The sequence below is a fragment of the Cellulomonas sp. P5_C5 genome, from assembly GCF_054049655.1.
Genome location: NZ_JBFULY010000004.1, coordinates 17167 through 37198, shown reverse-complemented (window position 1 = coordinate 37198; position 20032 = coordinate 17167). Strand labels below are relative to the sequence as shown.

The window sequence follows — 20032 nt, the reverse complement described above, 5'->3', positions numbered from 1 at the left end:
GCGGCTGAGTCCGCCGCACCCCCGGCGGGGAGCCGGCTCGTCGGCAACTCGTCCCGGTTCAGCCCTCCACAATCCTCAACTTCTCCCCGCGCGCGACCGAAGGTGCAGCGGGAGGACGTTCACGCCTTGCTGCGGACGAGATCGTGACGGCACCGGGTCACACGACCCGACCCCGATGGTMTGCACGCCCTGTCGGCGTGCGGACGTCGGGTGCCCTTGGGGTGCGGCGACGACGCCGTACGACAGACAAGGAAGTCACACTGTGCGCAGGACCAGCAGCAAGATCTGGGCGACCGCAGCGGGGGTGGCGGGTATCGCCCTCCTCGCCACCGCGTGCTCCGKCGACGCCGACACGCCGAGCGACGAGAGCTCCGAGGACAGCGGCAACATCACGCTGACGCTCGGCACGTTCAACGAGCCCGGCTACACGGACGAGATGTTCGCGCAGTACGAGGCCGAGAACCCGGGCATCACGATCCAGAACAAGAAGGCGGCCACCGCCCAGGAGGCCCGGGACAACCTGAACACGCGCCTCGCGTCGGGTTCCGGTACCTCCGACGTCGAGATGATCGAGATCGACTTCCTCCCCGAGCTCATGCAGTACCCGGACAAGTTCGTCGACCTGACGGACCCGGCCCTCGACGGCCGCTGGCTCGACTGGAAGGTCCAGCAGGCCACGACGCCYGACGGCRTCCTGCTSGGCTACGGCACCGACATCGGCCCGGAGGCCATCGCGTTCCGCGGTGACCTGCTCGCCGCCGCCGGCCTGCCCTCCACGCGTGAGGAGGTCGCTGCCGAGCTCGGTGGCGCCGACGCCACGTGGGACGACTACTTCGCCTTCGGCAAGCGYTACACCGAGGCCACGGGCAAGCCGTTCTTCGACGCTGCYRRYGSCATCTACCAGGGCATGATCAACCAGGTCAAGAACGCCTACGAGGAGGASGACGGCACGATCATCGCCRCCACCAACCCCGAGGTGAAGGACATCTACGAGAGGTTGACCACGGCMKCSGTSACCGACAACCTSTCGGCWCACCTSGGCCAGTGGAGCGAGGACTGGACCGCGTCCTTCCAGACGGACGGCTTCGCGACSATGCTGGCTCCGGGCTGGATGCTCGGCGTCATCGAGCAGAACTCGGCCGGCGTGACCGGCTGGGACATCGCGGACGTCTTCCCCGGCGGCGCCGGCAACTGGGGCGGCTCGTTCATGACGGTCCCCGCGCAGAGCAAGCACCCCGAGGAGGCGAAGAAGTTCGCCGCGTGGCTCACGGCCCCGGAGCAGCAGCTCCAGGCCTACAAGAACAAGGGCACGTTCCCGAGCCAGACCGAGGCGCTGGGCTCGGACGAGCTGCTCAGCTCCACGAACGCGTTCTTCAACGACGCCCCGGCCGGCCAGATCCTGGCCAACCGCGCCAAGGGCATCGTCGCCCCGTTCAAGGGCCCGAACTACTTCGCGATCCACGACGCGATCCAGTCGTCCATCACGGAGGTCGACGTCAACGGGGGTGACCCCGCCGCGCAGTGGGACACCTTCGTCTCTGCGGTCGACGCACTCGGCTGACGCACGCCACAGGGCCGGGCCGAGGGACATCCGTCGGCCCGGCCCTGCCGGCGCACTCGGCGCGCGCGATGCCGATGATCCCGTCCTCGGCGCCGGCTCCCTCTCCTCCGACAGGATCCGTCAGGGGCGACAGTTGACGTTTCGGTATCCCCGCCTACAATAAAATGTATCCAAGATGGTCTTAGATGCAGTCTATTGTGGGTGATGACAGTGCCGAGGCGCCCGATCGCCGTATCCCGTGCGTCCCGTGACGCCTTGGCCGTGCTCGGTGCCCAGATCAAGACCGCGCGCTTGGCGCGTGGCTGGACGCAGGCAGACCTGGCCGGCCGCATCGGTGTCGATGCACGGACGCTCGCGGCGGTGGAGCGCGGCGAACCCCACAGCGCGATCGGCACGGCGTTCAACGCTGCGTTCACGGTCGGGGTCGACCTGTTCGGGCTGGACGGGGACGACCTGGCCCTGGCGCGGCGCCGCGGCGAGGAGACCCTTGCCCTGCTCCCTCGGCAGGTCCGCGCGGCGGCGGTGAGGAGCGACGCCGATGACGACTTCTGACATCCTCACGACACCACCGACGAACGCCTTCGTGTGGGTGTGGCTCCCCGGGGCCAAGGAACCCGTCGTGGCCGGTCAGGTTCGCCAGGTCGGCGAACGGCACCAGTTCATCTACGGCCGGAGCTACCTCGATCGCGCGGACGCGATCAGCCTGTACCGGCCGGAGCTTCCCCTGACCGCAGGCTGGCAGGACCCTCGTGAGGCCATGGGCATGGCCGGCTGCCTGTGGGACTCCAGCCCGGACTCGTGKGGGCAACGAGTCATCAACGTGCGTCTGGCCGGTGGACGATTCGGCGACGCCGCCGACCAGAGTCACGCGACGAAGCTGACCTACCTGCTCGAGTCCGGCTCGGACCGCATCGGCGCACTGGACTTCCAGCGCAGCGCCACCGAGTACGTGCCGCGCGTCGCGGACGCCACGCTGGATGAGCTGCACGCTGCTGCGCAGGCGATGGACCGCGGTGAGCTCACCGGAGTCCTGGGTGACGCGTTCGTGAACGGGACCGCGGTCGGCGGGGCTCGGCCGAAGGTGCTCCTGCGTGACGGCCAACGTCAGTGGATCGCGAAACTGTCGACGTCGAGCGACACGTACTCGGTGGTCAAGGCCGAAGCCGTGGCGATGTCGCTGGCCCGGCGCGTCGGCATCCCCGTGCCGGCGACGAAGGTCATCCGCTCGCTCGAGCGCGACGTCCTGCTGGTCGAACGATTCGACCGGCCCGGTGGTGGGCGGCGGCGCATGATGCTCTCAGCGCTGACGATGCTCGGGTTCGACGACTTCCTGGGCGCGCGGTACTCCTCCTACGTCGAGGTGCTCGACGTACTACGCCGGTTCGGACGCGACGGCGACAGAGCGGGGCGGTCCCTGTTCGAACGGATCGTCTTCAACGTCGCGATCAGCAACATCGACGACCACGCACGCAACCACGCAGCGTTCTGGGACGGGTCCGAGCTCGAGCTGACCCCGGCCTACGACCTGTGCCCACAGCTGCGCTCGGGGACCGAGGCACGCCAGGCCATGGACATCAYCGCCGACGGGCGTCGTGCGAGTCAGTTCGCGCTCCTGGTCCAGGCAGCACCCGAGTACGGGCTGACGGGTGCACAGGCGCGCGAGATCATCGACTCGCAGGTCGCGGCCATTCGGGAACAGTGGGCGGACGCAGCCGACGAAGCCGACCTGACCCTCGACGACCGCAGCTACCTGTGGGGTCGCCAGATCCTGAACCCGTACGCGTTCGAGGGGTACGGCACCGCCTKAAGGTTCCGTTCGCCCGCCCGACGACGGCTCACGGTCCGATCGGCACGTTCATGAAGTCGACGCCGACGACGTCGAGTGCGATGAGGGCGTCGGCGACGGTCGCGGAGATGACGGTGGTCAACGGGTTGCCGGGAAGTGCCGTGATGGCGTGGCCGGCGAGCTTGGCGCGGGAGAGCACGTAGACGATGGGCAGACCGCTAGGTCCAAAGGTGGAGTGCTCGCGGTTGAGCAGGTCGTGGTGCACGGGGAAGTGCGGGACCCAGTACGCCAGCGTGGTCCCGTCGGAGCGGGTCACGGTGCCCGGCAGCCATTGGATCTCGTCGTCGGGTCCGAGGTGTGCGTCGAAGATCTCCCGCATCCGAGGACTGACCAGTCGGATGGCGTCGGCTGTCGTCACCAGGTCGTCGACCCGTTCGGGGCTCGCCCAGGTCCATTCCAGCTGCGGAACTTCGTCAAGGTGTCCACCGTCGTCGAGCAGGTACGAGGTCGCGTAGGGGTGCACGCCCATCGCGACTCGGCGCGAATCTGACCAGTCCCTCGCGGTGATCTCTGTGTAGGCCGGCTTGTCGACCATGGGTTCACTCCAGATGTCGGCGGCGCGGCACATCCAGGTCGGAGAGCAGGGGCGCGTCACCAGCAGGCATCGGCACGCACGTCGCCGACTTGAGTGGGACCAGCAACCGCCGCCGGCATCTCAGAAGAGCCAGACCACCAGCAGCGTCAGCGGGACGACGATCCACGCCGTGACCAGCACCACGACCCACGTGCGCGGGTGCCCGCACGGCTCGGGCGGTGGCGGGGGCTGCACGATGATGACGGGCTGCGGCGCGGGTGGCGGCGGAGGCGGCGGGGGCGCGGGCGGGTTCATGTCCGCGCCGCACCGGACGCACAGCGCGGCGTTCGGCACGTTCAGCTCGGCGCACACCGGGCACGCGAGCGTCGCGGGCGTCGCGGTCCCCGAGGCGCCGGGTGCGCGGCGCAGGGCGTCGTCGGTACGGCCCTCCACCCCCGCCGGCGCGACCGACGGGCGGGCCCAGAACAGCGGGTAGTCGCACGTCGGGCAGAAGTCGGTGGCCAGCCGCTGGTCGGTGTGCACGGGCGACGGGGTGCCGCACTCGGGGCACGGGATGACGATCGTKCCGTCTGTCTGGGGATCGACGAGGTCCGTCATGACGCCTCCCGCTCGGCCAGTCGCTCAGGGGTCGGCCAGATGCGGCGCTGCGCCACCCAGATCTCCGCGTGGACGTGCGCGGGCACCTCGTCGAGCACCAGGGACAGGAAGTCCGCCTCCTCCAGGAGCCCGGTCGACGGGACCTCCATGACCACCCAGGCAGGTCCGACGGGGGCCTCGCCCTGCTCGAAGATGCCGCCGCCCTCGCTGACGATCACGGGACCTCCCGAGTACAGCTCGAGCAGCCGGGTCAGGCCCGCGGTGGTGCCGCGCAGCTGGAGGGTCGCCGCGGCGGTCGCCAGGATGCGGCGCTGCGCGGCCTCGCTGTACTCCGGGTCGATCCCGGGCAGCCCCAGCCACTGGGCCATCCACCGGACCATCTCCGGCGGGGTGAGCCTGAGGTCCGCCAGGTGGGCGAGGTTGTCCGCGTGCGCGACGAGCGTGCCGGCCTGCTCCTGGAAGATGGACACGAACCGCACGAAGAAGTCCTCCGACACCATCCCCAGCGGGAGCTGACGCAGCAGCCAGTCCTGGTCGCGGCTCATCGGACGACCACCCGGTGCTCGGCGGACAGGAACAGGGTGTGCGGTTCGAGGACGATCGACTCGCGCCCGCCGCCGATGCGGCGGCCGGTCCGCAGGTCGTACTCGAAGAGCTGGAGCTCGTCGACGGACAGCACGCCCTCGACGGCCTCGATCACCTGCGTGACGGCGGTCGCGGTCAGGGTGGTGTCGAACGGCCAGCCGGTCCGGTCGGCGCCGCCCGTCAGCGGGTGCACGAAGCGGGTGAGGGCGTCGACGATCCGCTGCCGCACCATCGCGGCCGGCCGGCCCGGCAGCGTGCGGACCAGCGCAGCGACGCTGACGCCCTGGTAGTACGGGGTGCCCAGCTCGATGGGCACGCCGACCATCCGCCGCACGTCGAGGGCCGCCCCGACGGCCGCGCGCAGCGCGTCGGACAGGGCGAAGTCGTCGATCTTGTGCAGGCGCGGGTCGGTGCGCAGCTGCGGCACGACGAGCACCCGCACCACCGACGAGCCCGACTCCGCGGCCGGCAGGCAGCGCGCGCGGGCCACCTCGACGGACGCCTGCCGGGCGATCGCCTCGAAGTCCGACGCGGTGACCGCCCGCTGCCCGGTGCGCAGCGTCAGGGGACCGCGCGCCTTGGCCTCCTGCGGCGTCTCGGCGTCGACCCCGCCCGTCGCCGGCTCCAGGTTGGTCACCGACGCCACGAACGGCAGCGCGGTGCGCAGCGCGGTGAGCGTCCGGGTACCCAGGTTGCCGTGCGCGCCGCCGCCCGAGCGGTACCCCGTGACGCGGATCTCGGCGCCGTCCTGCGGGATCGCTCCGTGCTGGCGGACCACGCCGTCGGGGTGCCGGATCGCGGGCCCGAACTGCACCTCGCCGGTGTTCGAGTCCCACACGACGTGCAGGTCGTCCGGGCCGGACGCGGAGAAGTCCGGCACCTCCTGCCACGCGTGCGTGCCACGGCGGTCGACGACCACGACGTGCTCGTCGTCGCGACGTGCCGCGACGGGGGTCGTCGAGACGAGGAACGACTGCCCGGTGACGCCCGTGGAGCGTCCGAGCAGCTCGGCCGGCTGCGCGCTGGCGTGCTCCGCCGGGACGGTGATGCCGATGGCCTGCAGCGCGATCGACGCGATGCGCGGCGACGCCTGGTAGGTGGGCTGGCCGGGCTGCGGCCGCAGCAGGCGGACGCGCAGCCAGTGCGCGAGCGTGCCGCCGAGCACCAGCGGCTCGTGCCTCTGCGGGACCAGGAGCACCACGGAGCCGGCCTTGTTCAGGCCGCCGGTCCCGTCGGACTCCACCAGCGTCCGCACCCATGCCTCCCCGTTCCACGCCTCCCAGGCCAGCGGCGGGTTGCGGGGGTCGACGCCGATGCCCTGCGCGTCGGCGGCCAGGTCGAGCCGGACCGCGAACCCGGCGAGCGACTCCTTGGTGCCCAGGTACAGGGCGTCCCCCTCGGCCAGCGGGGACGACGGGAAGCACACGGCCGACTGGCCCGGCAGCGTCAGGTCGTCCCAGACGTCCGTCGAGGCGAGGTGCGCCGCGTCCGACGTGTGCGCGGTGGTCAGCGTCGGCGGGCYGACGACGGCCTCGCCCGCCGTGGAGAACACGGTCGCGTCGGCGTCGTCGAGGGCCGTCGAGACCTCCGTGCCCTCCGGGATCCGGACCACCCGGTCGGCGGGGGACGACAGCCAGAACGTGAGGTTCGCGCGCGCGACGCTCGGCGGGAACGGCTCGATGCCCACCAGGTTGAGGAAGTGCACGTACATGCGGTCCGGCACCTGGTTGACGCGGTAGAGCACCATCTCGCTCACCCACGCGAACAGCTCGATGAGCGCGACGCCCGGGTCGGACACGTTGTGGTTGGTCCACTCCGGCGTGAAGCGCGGGATCAGGCGCTTGGTCTCGTCGACGATGTCCTGGAAGGTGCGGTCGTCGAGGTTCGGCGGGTCGAGCGGCATCAGGTGTCCTCGCGGGGGATCACGTAGAAGGGGTAGACCAGGTTGCGGCGGTCGTTGGTGGCGCGGACGCGGTAGGCGATGGTGATCTGGACCGTCCCGGAGGACTCCGCGTCCTGCACCGGCGTCACGTCCAGCACCTCGATCCGCGGCTCCCACTGCGCGAGCGCGTCGCGGACCGCCTCGCTGATCAGGCCCAGCAGGTTGGCGTTGACGGGCTCGAACATGAGGTCCCAGATGCGGCACCCGAACTGCGGCCGCATGAGCCGCTCGCCCGGGGCGGTCAGCAGGACCACCCGGATCGAGTCCTCGAGGTCGCCGCCCGCGCGGGTCAGCGCGATGGCGCCGGTGTGGTCGACGCCCAGCGGCCAGGTGAACCCGCGGCCGACGAAGTCCGACGTCGGCGTCGGGGAGAGCTCGCTCAATTGATCTTCACCATCGCTCCCTTGACCTCGAGGATGCCGCCCGCCTCGACGGCCGCCATGCCGGTGCCCTTGAGCGACGCCTGCGTGCCCTGCAGCTTCAGCGCACCCGTGGCGGTGCTGCTGATCTCTGCCGCTGTGCTTTCTAGCTTCGCCTTCGCCTTGATCGTCACCGTCGTCGCGTCGATCGTGATGCCGCCCTTGCCGTCGAACTCGATGAACGACGAGCCGGCCGTGATCTTCAGCGGGATGCCGTCGGGCACCTTGAGGTCCGCCCGGTCCTTCCCGATGCGCAGGCTGTGCTTGAGCCCGGCCGCCGCGAGCAGCACGTGCTGCGTCGCCGGGGCGGTGCCGTCGCTCATCTCCAGGACGTGCCCGAGCCGGCTGGTGAGCGCGCGCGTGATCACGGCGCCGTTCTGGTCCACGGCGGCCGTCGGGGTGGTCGACTTGCTCCCGTACAGGCCGCCCAGCACCACGGGTCGCGTCACGTCGTCGTCCTCGAAGCCGATCAGTACCTCGTCGCCGACCTCCGGCAGCACCACCTGGCCGCGTCCCGCTCCGGCGCCCAGCCCGAGGACCCGCGCCCACGTGGTGGTGGCCTCGTCGGACGCGGTGGCCAGCGAGACGCTGACGCGGCCCATCCCGTCGGGGTCCTTGACGTTGTCGACGATGCCGACGGCGAGACCGCTGCGCCGGAAGCTCGACACGGGCGCAGTGGTGTCCCACGGGTCCGACAGCTGCACGGGGTCGCGGTCGCCGGCCACGAACCGGGTCACCGCGTTGCCGTCCATCCAGGTGTTGGTGACCTCCCGGACGTAGTAGTTGCCGTTCGACGGCCCGGCCCCGCCGACCGTCACGCGACCGCCCGGGACCATCAGCGCGGTGTACTGCACCTTCCCGGTGGCCACGACGCGGCCGGTGCGGGCGGCGATCGCCACGGCGGCCGTCGTCGCGTCGCTCTGGGAGCGCGTCGCCGCACGGGCGTCCACGCGCGTGTACTTCGGCGCACCGGCGGTACTCACGTCGAATCCTGCGCGCGAGGTGGGCGTGGTCGACGTGCCCACCACCGCGGACTGCGCCACCGGGTCCCAGCCGCGCACGGTGACCTTGGTGTCGCCGTCGCCCACTTGCCGGGCGGAGAACGAGATGACGTCCATGCCCACCGTGATCGAGACGGGCTGGGCGCCGGGTGCGCTGCCCGAGACCGCCGACCACATCGAGAACGTGTGCCCCGCGATGCACCAGTCCCGGCCGGTGCGCTGCGCGATCTCGTCGATGAGGCCCAGGGCCGTGTCGTTGCGCAGCGCGTACTTCACCGGCGCCGTCGGCAGGTCGATCGTCCCGAGCGAGAGCCCCGCCTCCTGGACCAGGCGCGACACGATGTCCTTGTAGGAGATGTTGGTGAACGACTCGATGTTCGTGTCCCGCAGCAGGTCGTACCCGCGGTCCTGGACGGTCACCGTCAGGGTGGCGCCGCGGTACCCGTCCACCTCGCTGGCCACCGAGGTGACCGTGCCGTCGAAGACGGTGCCCAGGAGGTCGTCGTAGCCGGCGGCCACCGACACCGCCTTCCCGATGTTCAGCTTGCCCGACCCCACGATCGCGTAGTCGTCGTCGACGAACACCAGCGTGCAGCGCCCGACCGCACGCAGCCCCAGCTGCACCCGCACCTGCAGCAGCTGGTAGGCGTCGGGGAGCTCGACACCCTCGGCCGTGATCTTGAGATTCACCGCCTCGTAGGCGACCGCGGGGCTCGTCATGACTCGAGCTTCGGGATCGTCAGCATCGACCCGGGCCGCAGCGCGAGCGGGTCGGAGATCGCGTTGGCGGACGCCAGCAGACGCCACTTCGTCGCGTCCCCGTAGTACTGCGCGGAGATCCGGTCGAGGGTCTCGCCCGCCTGCACCCGGTGCACCCGGTGCGGCCGCGGAGTCCCCGACGTCGGGTTCTGCTTGCCGAACGCCTGCGACTCCTCGTACTGCCGCAGCACCAGCCCCATCAGGGCGCGCAGCGGCGTGCCGGTGCTGGAGAAGTACGTGAACGTCAGGTCCAGGTGCGCGATGACCGCCTTGAACGAGTGCAGGTCGCCCCAGTGGAACGTCACGTACGGCGGCCGGACGCTGTGCTTGGTCTCGTCCGTGCCCGGCAGGGTCGGGTCCACCTCCATGAGGTCGACGATCTTGCCCGTGTGCGCGCTGACGTCCGTGCCCGTGTCGGTGGTGTCGAAGAACAGGTCGACGCGCAGCACGCCCGAGTTCGCCCCCGTGTACCGCAGCCGCGTCACGCCACGCCCCGGCAGCGCCGCGCCCGCCCACGTGTTGCTGCGCGTGATCTTCAGCTGTGCCGGGTTGAACAGGCACGGGACCTTGGTGCCGTCCTCCGTCTCCAGGAACGCCTTCTGGCTCGACGGCGGGTTGCCCGCGGGCGGGCTCGCTGGGGGACTTGCCGGAGGGCTTGGTGGGGGAGCCATCAGAACACCTCCGACCCGCGACGCCACGCCCGGCGCTCGGTCTCTTCCTCGAGCCGCTCCTCGACGATCCGCAGCACCGCCTCCCGGAACTCCGGGTCGTCGTAGGAGCCCAACCCCGATCCCGTCGGTGTGTGGAGGCCCTCGATGCTCTTGTCGACGCCCGAGTTGTCGAACGCGGCGAAGCTCGCACGCCACGCGTCGTCGATGCTCATGTCCGGATTCCCCTCACCGGGTGGGTGGAAGCGCCGCACCACGTGCGGCGAGCCGGCGGGAGCGCCGAAGGTCAGGGGTGCTGCTGTGCCGGTGCCGAGCGCGTCCGCGACGGCCGACGTCACCACCGCCGGACCGTCGGGGGACGGCGAGCGTCGCACCACCGTGCGCGGCGGCAGCACGTTCCACGACGACGGCAGCTGCGGCGGGTTCGCCCCACTCGCGGGCACCTTCGGTGGCGAGGTGTTCCGTCCGGCAGCTGTCGGGGACCACGCCTGCCCAGAGCCGCCCGGCGACCAGGCCGTGCGCGTCGCGGGTGCTGATGTCGACCGACGCACCGCGGTGCCCGGGGGGAGGCCGACCGTCGGAGTGCCGACTTTCGTCGCGCTGGCTCCCGCACGGCCGTTCCACGGAGCGTCCGTAGGTGCCCGTCCTCCGGAGCCGGCCGGACTCGACGCCCAGCCCGTTCTCTCCCTCATGGTCGCTCCTGTCCAGGCGGTGGCACTCGCCGTCGTGCTCGCCGTGGCGCCGACAGCAGCCGACGCCGTCGCTCCGGCGGCGCTTCTCGCCCTGGAGGTCCCGGCGTCGGCGCCCGGCGTGCTGACGGACGGGGATCCCACCCGGCGGCGGACCGGCGATGCCGCCGAGAGGATCGACGCCCCCGCGACCGACGCCCCGCCGGCAGCGGCGACGACGGTCGGAGACATGAGACGCAACGCGTGGCCCGGCCCCGCGAGCAGCCGCTGCGGCTCGCCACCGGCCACACCCCGCGCGTCCGTCGGGCTCCACGCGCCAGCGGTCGGCGAGGTGGCGGGGTTGCGCGTACCCGTCGCCGACGAGGTGGCGGGGTTCCGCGCGCCCGTCGCCGACGGGGTGGCGAGGGTGGGAGTGCCGGTTGCCGACGAGGTGGCGGAGTTCCGTGTGCCTGTTGACGATGACGTGGCGGCGTTCCGCGCGCCGGTCACCGGCGGGTTCGTCGGGCCCTGCCCACCAGGCCCAGCACGGTTCGCCGACGCGGCACTCGTGGGCGGTGCGTAGCTGCCCCGGTGGTCACGGACGGGTGCCGCTCCCGGACCGACGGGCCCCGCCGACCGGCTCACATCGACCCCCTCGATGCCCAGCCCGACCCCCGACGGGCGCGTCCGGCGATGACTCGCACGACGGTGACCGGTGCCGGGCAACCGCCCCTCCGCGACGGGAGCGCTCGCGAGACCGTCGCTCGACCAGCCGTCCGCGCTCGTCCGCGAGCCGCTCGCCCGTCGGCGCACCGCCGACGCCCCGGCCCCGTGCCCCGGCGCCGCGGAGAGACCGGAAGGTGCACCCGCCGATGCTGCGTCGGACGGTGAGCGGGAGGCGTCCGGTGCGGCGGTCGACCTGCTGCTCGTTCCCGCGGTCGCGTCGACCGGACGGGTCCCGTCGACCCCGGACCCCGTCGGTGTCCCGCCCGGGGCCGACGCGCTCCCCGTGCTCCCCGTGCCGGACGTCGACGCGGTCGGTCGGGTGGTCGAGGGGCCGGCGACGTTCCCCGATGCCGTCGGCGCGGTGCCGCCGGCGGGCGACGAGGTGCCCGCCGCCGGCACACGCGCCGCGGTGGTTCGCGACGCACCGTTCGAGGACGAGGACGAGGACGAGGACGAGGTCGCGGTCGCCGCGTGAGCGGTGGTCGAGGACGGCCCCGCGTGACCGTCCGCGCGGCCGGTCGCCGACGTGCCCAGGTCTGCATGGCCCGACCTGGCMGATCCCGCGTCCCGCGCACCAGACCCGACACCGCCAGACCCGGCACCGGCAGACCCGGCACCGCCCGACCCGGCACCGGCAGACCCGGCACCGCCCGACCCGGCACCGGCAGACCCGGCACCGCCAGACCCGGCACCGCCAGACCCGGCACCGCCAGACCCGGCACCGGCAGGCGCGGCGGTCGATGCGGCCGCGTCCGCCGCGACAGCCGCGACCGCGGCGGAGGTCGGTGCGACCGAACGTCGAACCCGCGCGGTCGGGTCAGCCAGAGTGCCGTGCGACTGGAACATCAGTCGCGCGAGCGTGCGCCGGACGGCGCTGGCCAGCGGCCGGTGGGCGGGGGAGGGCAGCGTGGGGTCGGTCGACGATCCGACGGGCGGCCCGGCGAACAGCGACATCGTCGCCCCGGCGGCCCCGGCAGCCTCGGCGCGGGCCGTCGTCGATCCGTCGGAGCCGGCAGACGAGCCCCCATCGACCGACGCCGCCGACGCCGCTGACGCCGCTGACGCCGCTGACGCCCCCGACGCCGACGCCGTTGACGGTCCATTCGCCGAACGTCGCAGGTCAGCCGGGTCGCTCGAGGCCCCAGCGGAGATGCTGTGCGGGCCCGTGTCACCGGGTACGCCCGAGGTGCCCGTCGTGCCCGAGGTGCCCGTCGCGCCCGAGGTGCCTAAGTCGTCGACCGTGGCGGCCGAGCGACGCGCATCCGGCGGGACGGAGGCGGTAGACGTCCCCGACGCGCTCACGAGACCGGACGCGTTCACAGGACCCGACGCGCTCACGGGACCGGACGCGTTCACAGGACCGGACGCGCTCGCTGGACCGGACGCGTTCACAGGACCGGACGCGCTCGCGGGACCGGACGCGTTCACGGGAGCGGGCGCGCTGGCGGCGCCGGACGCGCCCAAGGTGGTCGACACTCCCGAGGCGTCGACCGTGGCCGGCACGCGAAGCGGACCCGAGGTGCCGGACGCACCCGTCGTGCCCGAGGTGGTGGATCGGCCCGACGCACCAACGGCGCCGCCGGACGCATCCGAGGTACCCGTGGTTCGGGGCGTGCCGGAGGAGCCGGGGGCACCCGGAGCCGTCCCGGCCGCGTCGGCGGTCGATCGCCGGACGTCGACGGCGGCGGTCGACGATGGAGTGCGTGCGGCGGCCGAGGGCGCCGTCGGCAGGACCCCGGCGCTCGCTGAGGAGGCCGGTCGCGGTCCTGTCGTCGTGCCCGGTGCCACCGCTGGGCGCGGAGTGACGTCGGCCGCGGGGGAGGGCGACCGTCGGATCGCGTCCACAGGACCGGTCGGACCGACCGGTGGGACGGGGCGAGCGCGCGCCGCGGCCCCTCCGGCCGCCGGGCGCACGGACGTGGCGGCGCGACGGGAGTCGGCCGTCGCGGTCGCGAGGGCACGTCGGCGCAGCAGGCGGCCGGAGGGTGCGGGGCGGGTGGCGGGGCTGGGCGGGAGCGTCGCAGCGGAGGGAGCCCGGTCACCTGTCACGGCGGACGACGCTCGTCCGGGCCCCCCGTCGTTCCCCGGTCGTGCGGGTGGCCCGGCGCGCGTCGCGGGGGTGCGCATGACGCGGGCGTCGGACGTCATGGTCATCTTCCCGGCGGCGCGCACGTCCTCGGAGACGCGGACGGGGATGGTCGTGGGCGCCAGGCGCGTGGTGCTGCCGCCGGGCCGGTAGCTGGCCTGGTCGGGGACTCGCGCGAGCATCCGCGGCAGGCCGCGCGGCGAGGGGTCGACCTCGGCTGACCGCACGACCGACACGTCCGACCACCAGCGCGGCGGCTGCACGTTGTCGGGTCCGGAGCCGACCGACACCGAGGCGGCGGGGCCGACCAGCGACCGGCGGACCGCGACCGACCGCCCCCACCCGGCGGAGAACCGTGAGGACGACGACGCGAGCGACCCGATGGGCGACGGGCGTGCGTGACCGAGCACGGGTCCGGGCCGACGCAGCCGCACCCCGATGGCCCGGCCCAGCCGGGTGCGAGGGTCGTCGGCGGGCGAGCCGGGCGTCGGTGACGGAAGCGACCGAGCCGACGAGCCCGGAGGCGACGAGCTCGACGAGGACAGCATGTCGGCGCTCACAGCGTCGTCGCCCGGAAGCCGTTGTGCGCGACCTCGAGGGTCTCGGTGAGGGAGTCGGCGACGTCGGCGCTGAGCGTCGGCCCGCTCCACGAGACCGCGAACACGCCCTCGAACTCCCAGGAGCGCAACCGCTCGCCGTTGTTGCCGAGGACGGTGACGGCGCCGGTCGAGCGCGTGAGCTTGTTCTGGTTGCCGGCGAACCCCTCGCCGGAAGACTTGCCCACCCAGGTGAACAGGGCGTCGGAGTTCACCAGCCCGCGCTTGAACACCAGGTGCGGCCACCGGATGACCCCGGGGAACTGCTGCACGTACTGGTTCTGGCCGCCCTCGACGTACTCGTGGGTGGACACGGTCATCTGGAGGCCGGTGATCTCCTTGAAAGCGCCGATCTCGACCCCGTCCACCTCGAACACGAAGTTGGCGGCGACGGGCACGTCGCCACCCAGAGGCTCCTCAGGCACTGTCCCTCACCGCCTCCCACGCTCGGGCGTTCATGGCCGACACGGCGCGCACCATGCGGACACGGTCCAGGTGCTCCAGGTCGAGCAGCTCGTCCATGGGCCAGTGCAGGTGGTACGCGAGGAACGCGATCTCCTGCCAGAGCGCCTCGGTGGGGTAGCGCAGCATGGGTCCTACCGGGCCTCGGTCCGGATCTCCTCGATCGATGCCCGGCCGGGACGGCTGAGCACCGGGGTYGGGACCTCGTCGGAGACGAAGGGCGGCGGCGCCGGAGCCGGAGCGGGAGGCTCCGACCCCGGCAGCGGCCCTGCCTCCTGCTGCGCGGCGACGAACTCGTCGAACTCCTCCTGCGACCCGAAGTTGATCACGCCGTAGAAGTCCTGCAGGTACGCCAGGTCCGCCGCGAAGAGACCCTCGATGTCGTGCGGCGTGACCAGGTCGAGCGACCCCAGCGTCTCCACCACCCGCGCGAGCACCACGATCGTCAGCCGCGGGTCGTCCGGGCCGCTGATCGTGGGGTCGCGCAGGGGCTCCAGCTCGTCGCGCGCCGTCGCCAGGCGCATGACACCGTCCCGGTGGAGTCCGCCGTCGCGGTCCACGTACCCCCGGGGGAGCGTGAACTCGTAGCGGGTCTTGAGGCTCACTTGATCCGGGCGAGCGACTCGATGGTGAGGGTGATGGTCTCCTTCACCGGGTCGTTCGAGTCGACGCTCAGCTGGTCGGTCGAGATCTTGCTGGGCCAGCCGTTGGTGAAGTTGAACCGGGCCACCTCGACGTGGGTCGAGTCGTACATGACGATCGACCCGTTCTTGCGGTTGTTGGTCCGGTCCGACTGCAGGATGCCCTTGCTCATGATGTCGTTGAACCAGCCCCACATCTTGTCCTGCGTGGAGTCCGGCGGTGCCATGCGGACCAGCGAGAGGTCGGGCGCCTTGTTGCGGCCGGCCAGCGTCTTGACGGTCTGGGACTTCCCGTCCTTGCCCACCTGCTGGGTGGTGGCCACCTCCATCTCGACGTCCAGTCCGGACACCGAGGCGAGGATGGTGACGACGGAACCGTCGATCTCCAGGAAGAAGTTCTGGGCGATGATCGGATCGACGGCGATCAGGTCGTTCGGCATCTACGTGCTCCTTGGTCGGTGAGGGGGCGCGCTCAGGACGCGATCTGCTTGTTCTGGCTGATGCGGAAGATCACGAACTCGGCCGGCTTGACGGGCGCGATGCCCACCTCGACGACGAGCTTGCCCGCGTCGACGGACTCGGGCGGGTTGGTCGTCTCGTCGCAGCGGACGAAGAACGCCTGGTCCGCGCTCGCGCCGAACAGCGCACCGGCCGACCACAGCCCGCGCAGGTACGCGTTGAGCGTGCGCTTCACGCCCTCCCAGAGGGCCACGTCGTTGGGCTCGAACACGGCCCACTGGGTGCCCTCGAGGATGGTCGCCTCGATCATGTTGAACAGCCGGCGGACGTTGATGTACGTCCAGTCGGTGTCCGAGGTGAGCGTCCGGGCGCCCCAGATGCGGATGCCGCGCTGGCCGAACGGTCGGATCGCGTTGATGCCCAGCGGATTGAGCACGCCCTGCTCCGCCTGCGTGATGGGCCGCTCCACGTCCAGCACACCGCGGATGGTGTCGTTGGCCGGGGCCTTCCAGACGCCGCGGGTCTCGTCGGTCCGGGCCCAGACGCCGGCCACGTGGCCCGACGGCGGGATGAGGACCTCGGAGTTGCCGTTGGAGCCGGTGGGGTTCTCCACCTTGATCCACGGGTAGTAGAGCGTGGCGAACGCGGAGTCGAACTGCGCGGTGTCCGTACGCCACTCCTTGACCGCCTGCGGCGAGAGCCCGGGAGGGGCATCGAGGATGGCGACGCGGTTGGCGTGCAGCTCGCAGTGCGCGATCAGGCTCGTCTGCACCGCCTTCCAGAGGCCGAGGTCGAGGGACCCGTCCTCCTTCGTCGCGGCGGTGACCAGGTCCGGGACCAGCACGATCGTCACGTCGTCGGCGATCGCGAGGCCGGCGATGCCGGTGCGGGCGGACTCGGACCCGGCGAACTTGCGGCCGTTGACCGGGACCGGCTTGGCGGCCGCCTGCTCCAGGCTGTAGGCGCCGGGCTTGAGCAGCTCGAGCTGGCTCTTCAGGTCCACGTCGTCGGCGAGCTTGACCTCGACCTTGACGCGCGTGGACGTCTTGTTGATGACCGTCGCAGCGTCGCGCGGGCCACCGAGCGTGAGGTCGTCGTAGCTCTCCACGGCCTCACCGCCGTCGACGATCGTGATGCTGAACGGGGCAGGCCCGTCGTGGTCGTCGGCGACGTCGGAGGTCTCGACGACCACCGTGAGGTGGGCGTCAGGCTCCACGGACTCCACCGCGATGGGCAGACCGAGCGAGCGGTCCGCCGCCGGCAGCGCGAGGCGAGCGGGCTCACCCGACGGCTCGGCGTTGGGCACGCGGACGATGTAGGCGAGGCTTCCGCCGTTCAGGAAGTAGCCGTAGACGGAGAGGGGCAGCACTGCACCCTCGACGAACCCGCCGTACAGGCTCTCGAACTGGTTCCAGCTGGTGACGAGGCGCGGGGCGAGGCCCTGCGGGTCGTTCGGGTCATCCAGCGGCGCTCGCTCCGTGAACCCCACGAACGCGGCCACAGCGGTGGGGGCGGATGCCAGCACCTTCTGGGTCGAGGGGATCTCTTCGACGTAGACGCCGGGCGCGGTGTAAGTAGGCACTGGCCATCCTCTGCTCGGTGCGCCCCGCCGGCCTGACCTGCACCTGACCTGCGCGGGAACGCTGCGACGCGGGTGTGTCGATCGCCACGGTACGAACGCCGGTGACCGTGCGGCATCGGTAATCGCTACCCAGGTTTGCTCGGGGTCGGACCGAGGTTTGAAACTGGACGCAAACCGCGCATAAGGTGCGAACCGAACAAGCCTCAAAGGTGACCCACGCAATGCCACCACCCATGGCAGGGGGCGACGGGTCCGGGTGCTCATCGCTGAGTGGAGTGGCTGTGGCGGCTGACACTGACGTCCCGTTGACGACGTCGGCTCCGACCGAGAGCCCCACCGTCGTGTCGCGACGGACGCTGGTCGTCCGACCCCTGACCGACCAGGTCCGTGCCGAGGTGCAGTCGGGCCGCAGCGTGCTCGTCGTCGGCGATGCCGGCGTGGGCAAGACGCACCTGGTGACGGCCGCCCTGGCTCACCTGTGGATCGGCACGCCGACGTCGCCGATGCCGACGGTCGTGAGCGTCTCCGGCGCCGCCTGCCCGGCGGGCATCCCGCTGGGTGCGCTCGAGCCGCTGCTGGGCGACGTCGCCATCAGCTCGCTGGGGAGCTTCGCGCGGGCCGTCGACGCCCTGGCCGACTCGTTGCGTGCGCGCTCCCGTGGCGGCCCGGTGATCCTGCGGGTCGAGGACGCGCACCTGCTCGACCGGGCCAGCAGCCAGGCGCTCGCGTGGATGGTCCAGCAGCACGAGGTGCAGCTGGTGGCGACGGCCCGGTCGTCGGCCGTGTCGCAGTCGCCGTGGCTGGAGCTGTGGAAGGACGACGTCGTCGAGCGCATCGACGTGCCGCCCTTCACGCTCGCCGAGGTGCAGCAGTGGCTCGTCGGCGAGATGGGCGGGCAGGTCAGCCTCGACACGGTCCGCCGCGTCTGGTCCGAGACCGCCGGCAACGTGTTCCACCTCGGTGAGGTGGTGGGTGCCCTCGAGCAGCAGGGCGGGGCGTGGGTGTGGGTCGGGGGCGCGACGCCGGGCCGACGGCTCCTCGACGTCGTCGCGCACGACATGTCCCGGCTCAGCGGGGACGCGCGCGTGGCCCTGGAGATCGCGGCCCTCGTCTGCCCCGTCTCGCTGAGCGTCCTGCTCGACCTCGTGTCCCGGCCGGTCGTCGAGGAGCTGTCCCGCGTCGGGCTGATCTCCCTGTCTCCCCGGCTGACGGTCGCGGGCGAGGGGGACGTCACCGTCGACCTCGCGCACGCGCTGTACGCCGAGGCCGTCCGATCCGGGGTGCCTCGGGCGCGTCGTCGTGAGGTGCTGGAACGCGTCGCCGGCCTGGCCAACAGGGGCCACCGGACCGGCGCCGCGCTGGTCCGCTCCGTGGCGCTCGCGCTCGACTGCGACCTCGCGGTGGAACCCGCCCGGCTCGACGCCGCCGTCGACGCCGCGTTCGAGCTCCAGCAGCCCGACACCGCCACCCGCCTGCTGACCTCGGCCCTGCGCCAGACCCGACCCGGCGAGCTGCGCCACGCGACGCTGGCGCTCCAGCGCGCCGACGCGTGGTGGCACCTGGACGACGCCGGGCGGGCGGCACGGGACCTCACCGACGTCTTCGAGACCCTCTGGGCGACCGCCCGGCCCGACGCGCCCACCGTGGGGCTCATGGTCGCGGCGTCGGCCCTGCGCGCCAGGATCGCGTACCACCGCGACGGCGACCTCGACCAGGCGCTCGTCCCGTTCGACATCGCCGCGCGGTGGATCTTCGAGCGCGGCGGCGAGCACGCCGCCCGCGGGCTCCAGGAGCTCGAGAGCGCACGGCTGGCCCGGCTGGGGTACGGGGGACGGCCGCGGCTCGACGACGCCCTCGCCGTGCTGCTCGACTCGTCCGCCGGCAGCGCCGCGATCCCGCTGGCAGCCCCCACGATCGTCGGCCTCGCCCAGTCCGGCCGGTTCGCAGACGCCGCCCACCTGTCCACCCGCTGCGCCCAGCTGGCCGGCGCCCACCACGACCGGTACCGGTGGGGCCGCGGCGAGGTCGCCGTCGCCGCGTTCCTGTCCACGCTCTGGTCCGGCGACGTCCCCGCCGCCGAACGTGTCGTCGACGCCCTCGACCAGGAGGGCAACGCCGCCGTCGACTGGGTCGCCGTCCACGTGGCGCGCGGCCTCATCGGCGTCGCGCGCGGCTCCTGGATGCAGGCGCAGGCCGACCTGCACGCCGCGAGCGCCCGCCGCGGTCACGCCGACCCGGGTGGCGTCGCCGTCTACAACCTCGCCGCCGAGGCCCTCGCCGCAGCCGCCACCGGCGACGCCGCCACCGCGCGCGCCCTCCTCGCCGAGCACGCCGACGCCACCGCCCGCGCCATGGCCGGTGTCGACGGGGAGGTGCAGCTCCTGCGCGCCGACACCCTCGCCTGGCTCCGGGACCCTCGCGCCGTCGACGAGGCCCGCGCGCTCGCCGGCTGGGCCCGCGACCGCGGGCTCCTGCGCGTCGAGCTCGAAGCCCTGCACCGCTCCGCCGACCGCCGCCGCCCGGGCACCCGCCCCCGCGGCGTCGACCCCGAGGTCCTGCGCCGCGTCCGGGAGCTCGCCCCGCTCGTCGACGGCCCCCGCGCCGCCGCGATCGTCCGGCACGTGGAGGCCCAGCACGCCGGAGACGACGACCTCGTCCGCATCGCCGAGCGCGAGCTGAACCGCTGCGGCCTGTGGCTGCCGCCCGTCGAGTCCAACGTGTCCCTCACCCGCCGCGAGCAGGAGATCGCCTCCCTCGCCGCCGGCGGGCTGACCAGCCGCGCCATCGCGTCGCGCCTGACCCTGTCCGTCCGCACCGTCGACTCGCACCTGGCTAGGGTGTTCGCCAAGACCGGCGTCCACTCGCGCGAGGGACTGTCGGCGGTGCTCCGATGAGGGGA

General features: G+C 72.5%; 20 protein-coding genes. 7 read left to right on the top strand and 13 right to left on the bottom strand.

The features are described from left to right. Positions 1-262 precede the first annotated feature (262 nt). From ACXJKF_RS04980 to ACXJKF_RS04970, 3 genes are all read left to right on the top strand, one after another. Entirely contained in the window at positions 263-1561 is a 1299-nt protein-coding gene (locus tag ACXJKF_RS04980) for an ABC transporter substrate-binding protein (protein WP_456786627.1), read from the top strand. 261 nt (positions 1562-1822) lie between these two features. Continuing rightward, positions 1823-2113: a helix-turn-helix transcriptional regulator gene (locus ACXJKF_RS04975; RefSeq protein ID WP_456786827.1), complete on the top strand. Its 291-nt coding sequence runs from the start codon at positions 1823-1825 to the stop codon at positions 2111-2113. Continuing rightward, a complete protein-coding gene (locus ACXJKF_RS04970) occupies positions 2100-3422 on the top strand; it encodes a type II toxin-antitoxin system HipA family toxin (RefSeq protein WP_456786626.1) in 1323 nt (440 codons plus the stop codon). The genes ACXJKF_RS04975 and ACXJKF_RS04970 overlap by 14 nt, the downstream gene beginning before the upstream one ends. Here ACXJKF_RS04970 and ACXJKF_RS04965 read toward each other — a convergent pair. From ACXJKF_RS04965 to ACXJKF_RS04930, 8 genes are all read right to left on the bottom strand, one after another. Then, the gene (locus ACXJKF_RS04965) at positions 3397-3876 is read right to left on the bottom strand and encodes a hypothetical protein (RefSeq protein ID WP_456786625.1); all 480 of its coding nucleotides are present in this window, start codon (positions 3874-3876) and stop codon (positions 3397-3399) included. The two genes, ACXJKF_RS04970 and ACXJKF_RS04965, sit on opposite strands and share 26 nt — an antisense overlap. Before the next feature lie 186 nt (positions 3877-4062). Then, positions 4063-4539 (bottom strand): hypothetical protein, encoded by a 477-nt coding sequence (locus ACXJKF_RS04960; protein ID WP_456786624.1) that lies wholly within the window; start codon positions 4537-4539, stop codon positions 4063-4065. Further along, on the bottom strand, positions 4536-5084 hold the full coding sequence (locus ACXJKF_RS04955) for a phage tail protein (RefSeq protein ID WP_456786623.1): 549 nt from the start codon (positions 5082-5084) through the stop codon (positions 4536-4538). Before ACXJKF_RS04955 ends, ACXJKF_RS04960 begins: the two co-directional genes overlap by 4 nt. Continuing rightward, positions 5081-7027: a putative baseplate assembly protein gene (locus ACXJKF_RS04950; protein WP_456786622.1), complete on the bottom strand. Its 1947-nt coding sequence runs from the start codon at positions 7025-7027 to the stop codon at positions 5081-5083. Before ACXJKF_RS04950 ends, ACXJKF_RS04955 begins: the two co-directional genes overlap by 4 nt. Next, complete coding sequence (locus ACXJKF_RS04945; RefSeq protein ID WP_456786621.1) at positions 7027-7449, bottom strand: GPW/gp25 family protein; 423 nt, start codon at positions 7447-7449, stop codon at positions 7027-7029. Before ACXJKF_RS04945 ends, ACXJKF_RS04950 begins: the two co-directional genes overlap by 1 nt. Continuing rightward, positions 7446-9206, bottom strand: a complete 1761-nt coding sequence (locus tag ACXJKF_RS04940) for a phage baseplate assembly protein V (protein WP_456786620.1) — start codon at positions 9204-9206, stop codon at positions 7446-7448. The genes ACXJKF_RS04945 and ACXJKF_RS04940 overlap by 4 nt, the downstream gene beginning before the upstream one ends. Continuing rightward, positions 9203-9916: a CIS tube protein gene (locus tag ACXJKF_RS04935; protein ID WP_456786619.1), complete on the bottom strand. Its 714-nt coding sequence runs from the start codon at positions 9914-9916 to the stop codon at positions 9203-9205. Before ACXJKF_RS04935 ends, ACXJKF_RS04940 begins: the two co-directional genes overlap by 4 nt. After that, entirely contained in the window at positions 9916-10356 is a 441-nt protein-coding gene (locus ACXJKF_RS04930; protein ID WP_456786618.1) for a hypothetical protein, read from the bottom strand. The genes ACXJKF_RS04935 and ACXJKF_RS04930 overlap by 1 nt, the downstream gene beginning before the upstream one ends. Before the next feature lie 268 nt (positions 10357-10624). Between ACXJKF_RS04930 and ACXJKF_RS04925 the strand changes: the two genes are divergently transcribed. From ACXJKF_RS04925 to ACXJKF_RS04915, 3 genes are all read left to right on the top strand, one after another. Beyond that, positions 10625-11164 (top strand): hypothetical protein, encoded by a 540-nt coding sequence (locus ACXJKF_RS04925; RefSeq protein WP_456786617.1) that lies wholly within the window; start codon positions 10625-10627, stop codon positions 11162-11164. Between the two features lie 132 nt (positions 11165-11296). After that, positions 11297-11782, top strand: coding sequence for a hypothetical protein (locus tag ACXJKF_RS04920; protein WP_456786616.1), 486 nt, complete (start codon positions 11297-11299; stop codon positions 11780-11782). 720 nt (positions 11783-12502) lie between these two features. Then, positions 12503-13546: a hypothetical protein gene (locus ACXJKF_RS04915; RefSeq protein ID WP_456786615.1), complete on the top strand. Its 1044-nt coding sequence runs from the start codon at positions 12503-12505 to the stop codon at positions 13544-13546. Positions 13547-13949: 403 nt separating this feature from the next. Here ACXJKF_RS04915 and ACXJKF_RS04910 read toward each other — a convergent pair whose 3' ends face one another. The 5 genes from ACXJKF_RS04910 to ACXJKF_RS04890 are packed head-to-tail and all read right to left on the bottom strand — an operon-like array spanning position 13950 to position 17133. Further along, entirely contained in the window at positions 13950-14414 is a 465-nt protein-coding gene (locus tag ACXJKF_RS04910) for a phage tail protein (protein ID WP_456786614.1), read from the bottom strand. Beyond that, positions 14407-14580, bottom strand: coding sequence for a DUF6760 family protein (locus ACXJKF_RS04905; RefSeq protein ID WP_186813355.1), 174 nt, complete (start codon positions 14578-14580; stop codon positions 14407-14409). Before ACXJKF_RS04905 ends, ACXJKF_RS04910 begins: the two co-directional genes overlap by 8 nt. Before the next feature lie 5 nt (positions 14581-14585). Beyond that, positions 14586-15056 carry a hypothetical protein gene (locus ACXJKF_RS04900; RefSeq protein ID WP_082570802.1) on the bottom strand — a complete coding sequence of 157 codons (471 nt, stop codon included), beginning with the start codon at positions 15054-15056 and terminating at the stop codon, positions 14586-14588. Then, positions 15053-15532, bottom strand: coding sequence for a phage tail protein (locus tag ACXJKF_RS04895; protein WP_055917234.1), 480 nt, complete (start codon positions 15530-15532; stop codon positions 15053-15055). The genes ACXJKF_RS04900 and ACXJKF_RS04895 overlap by 4 nt, the downstream gene beginning before the upstream one ends. A 32-nt stretch (positions 15533-15564) precedes the next feature. Further along, positions 15565-17133 (bottom strand): phage tail sheath family protein, encoded by a 1569-nt coding sequence (locus tag ACXJKF_RS04890; RefSeq protein WP_456786613.1) that lies wholly within the window; start codon positions 17131-17133, stop codon positions 15565-15567. 281 nt (positions 17134-17414) lie between these two features. Between ACXJKF_RS04890 and ACXJKF_RS04885 the strand changes: the two genes are divergently transcribed. Then, complete coding sequence (locus ACXJKF_RS04885; protein WP_456786612.1) at positions 17415-20027, top strand: LuxR C-terminal-related transcriptional regulator; 2613 nt, start codon at positions 17415-17417, stop codon at positions 20025-20027. Positions 20028-20032 lie beyond the last annotated feature (5 nt).

Coding starts and splice junctions, on each gene's coding strand:
- ACXJKF_RS04905 (WP_186813355.1), bottom strand. CDS start 14,580: ATGCTGCGCTACCCCACCGAGGCGCTCTGGCAGGAGATCGCGTTCCTC.
- ACXJKF_RS04935 (WP_456786619.1), bottom strand. CDS start 9,916: ATGGCTCCCCCACCAAGCCCTCCGGCAAGTCCCCCAGCGAGCCCGCCC.
- ACXJKF_RS04895 (WP_055917234.1), bottom strand. CDS start 15,532: ATGCCGAACGACCTGATCGCCGTCGATCCGATCATCGCCCAGAACTTC.
- ACXJKF_RS04940 (WP_456786620.1), bottom strand. CDS start 9,206: ATGACGAGCCCCGCGGTCGCCTACGAGGCGGTGAATCTCAAGATCACG.
- ACXJKF_RS04965 (WP_456786625.1), bottom strand. CDS start 3,876: ATGGGCGTGCACCCCTACGCGACCTCGTACCTGCTCGACGACGGTGGA.
- ACXJKF_RS04955 (WP_456786623.1), bottom strand. CDS start 5,084: ATGAGCCGCGACCAGGACTGGCTGCTGCGTCAGCTCCCGCTGGGGATG.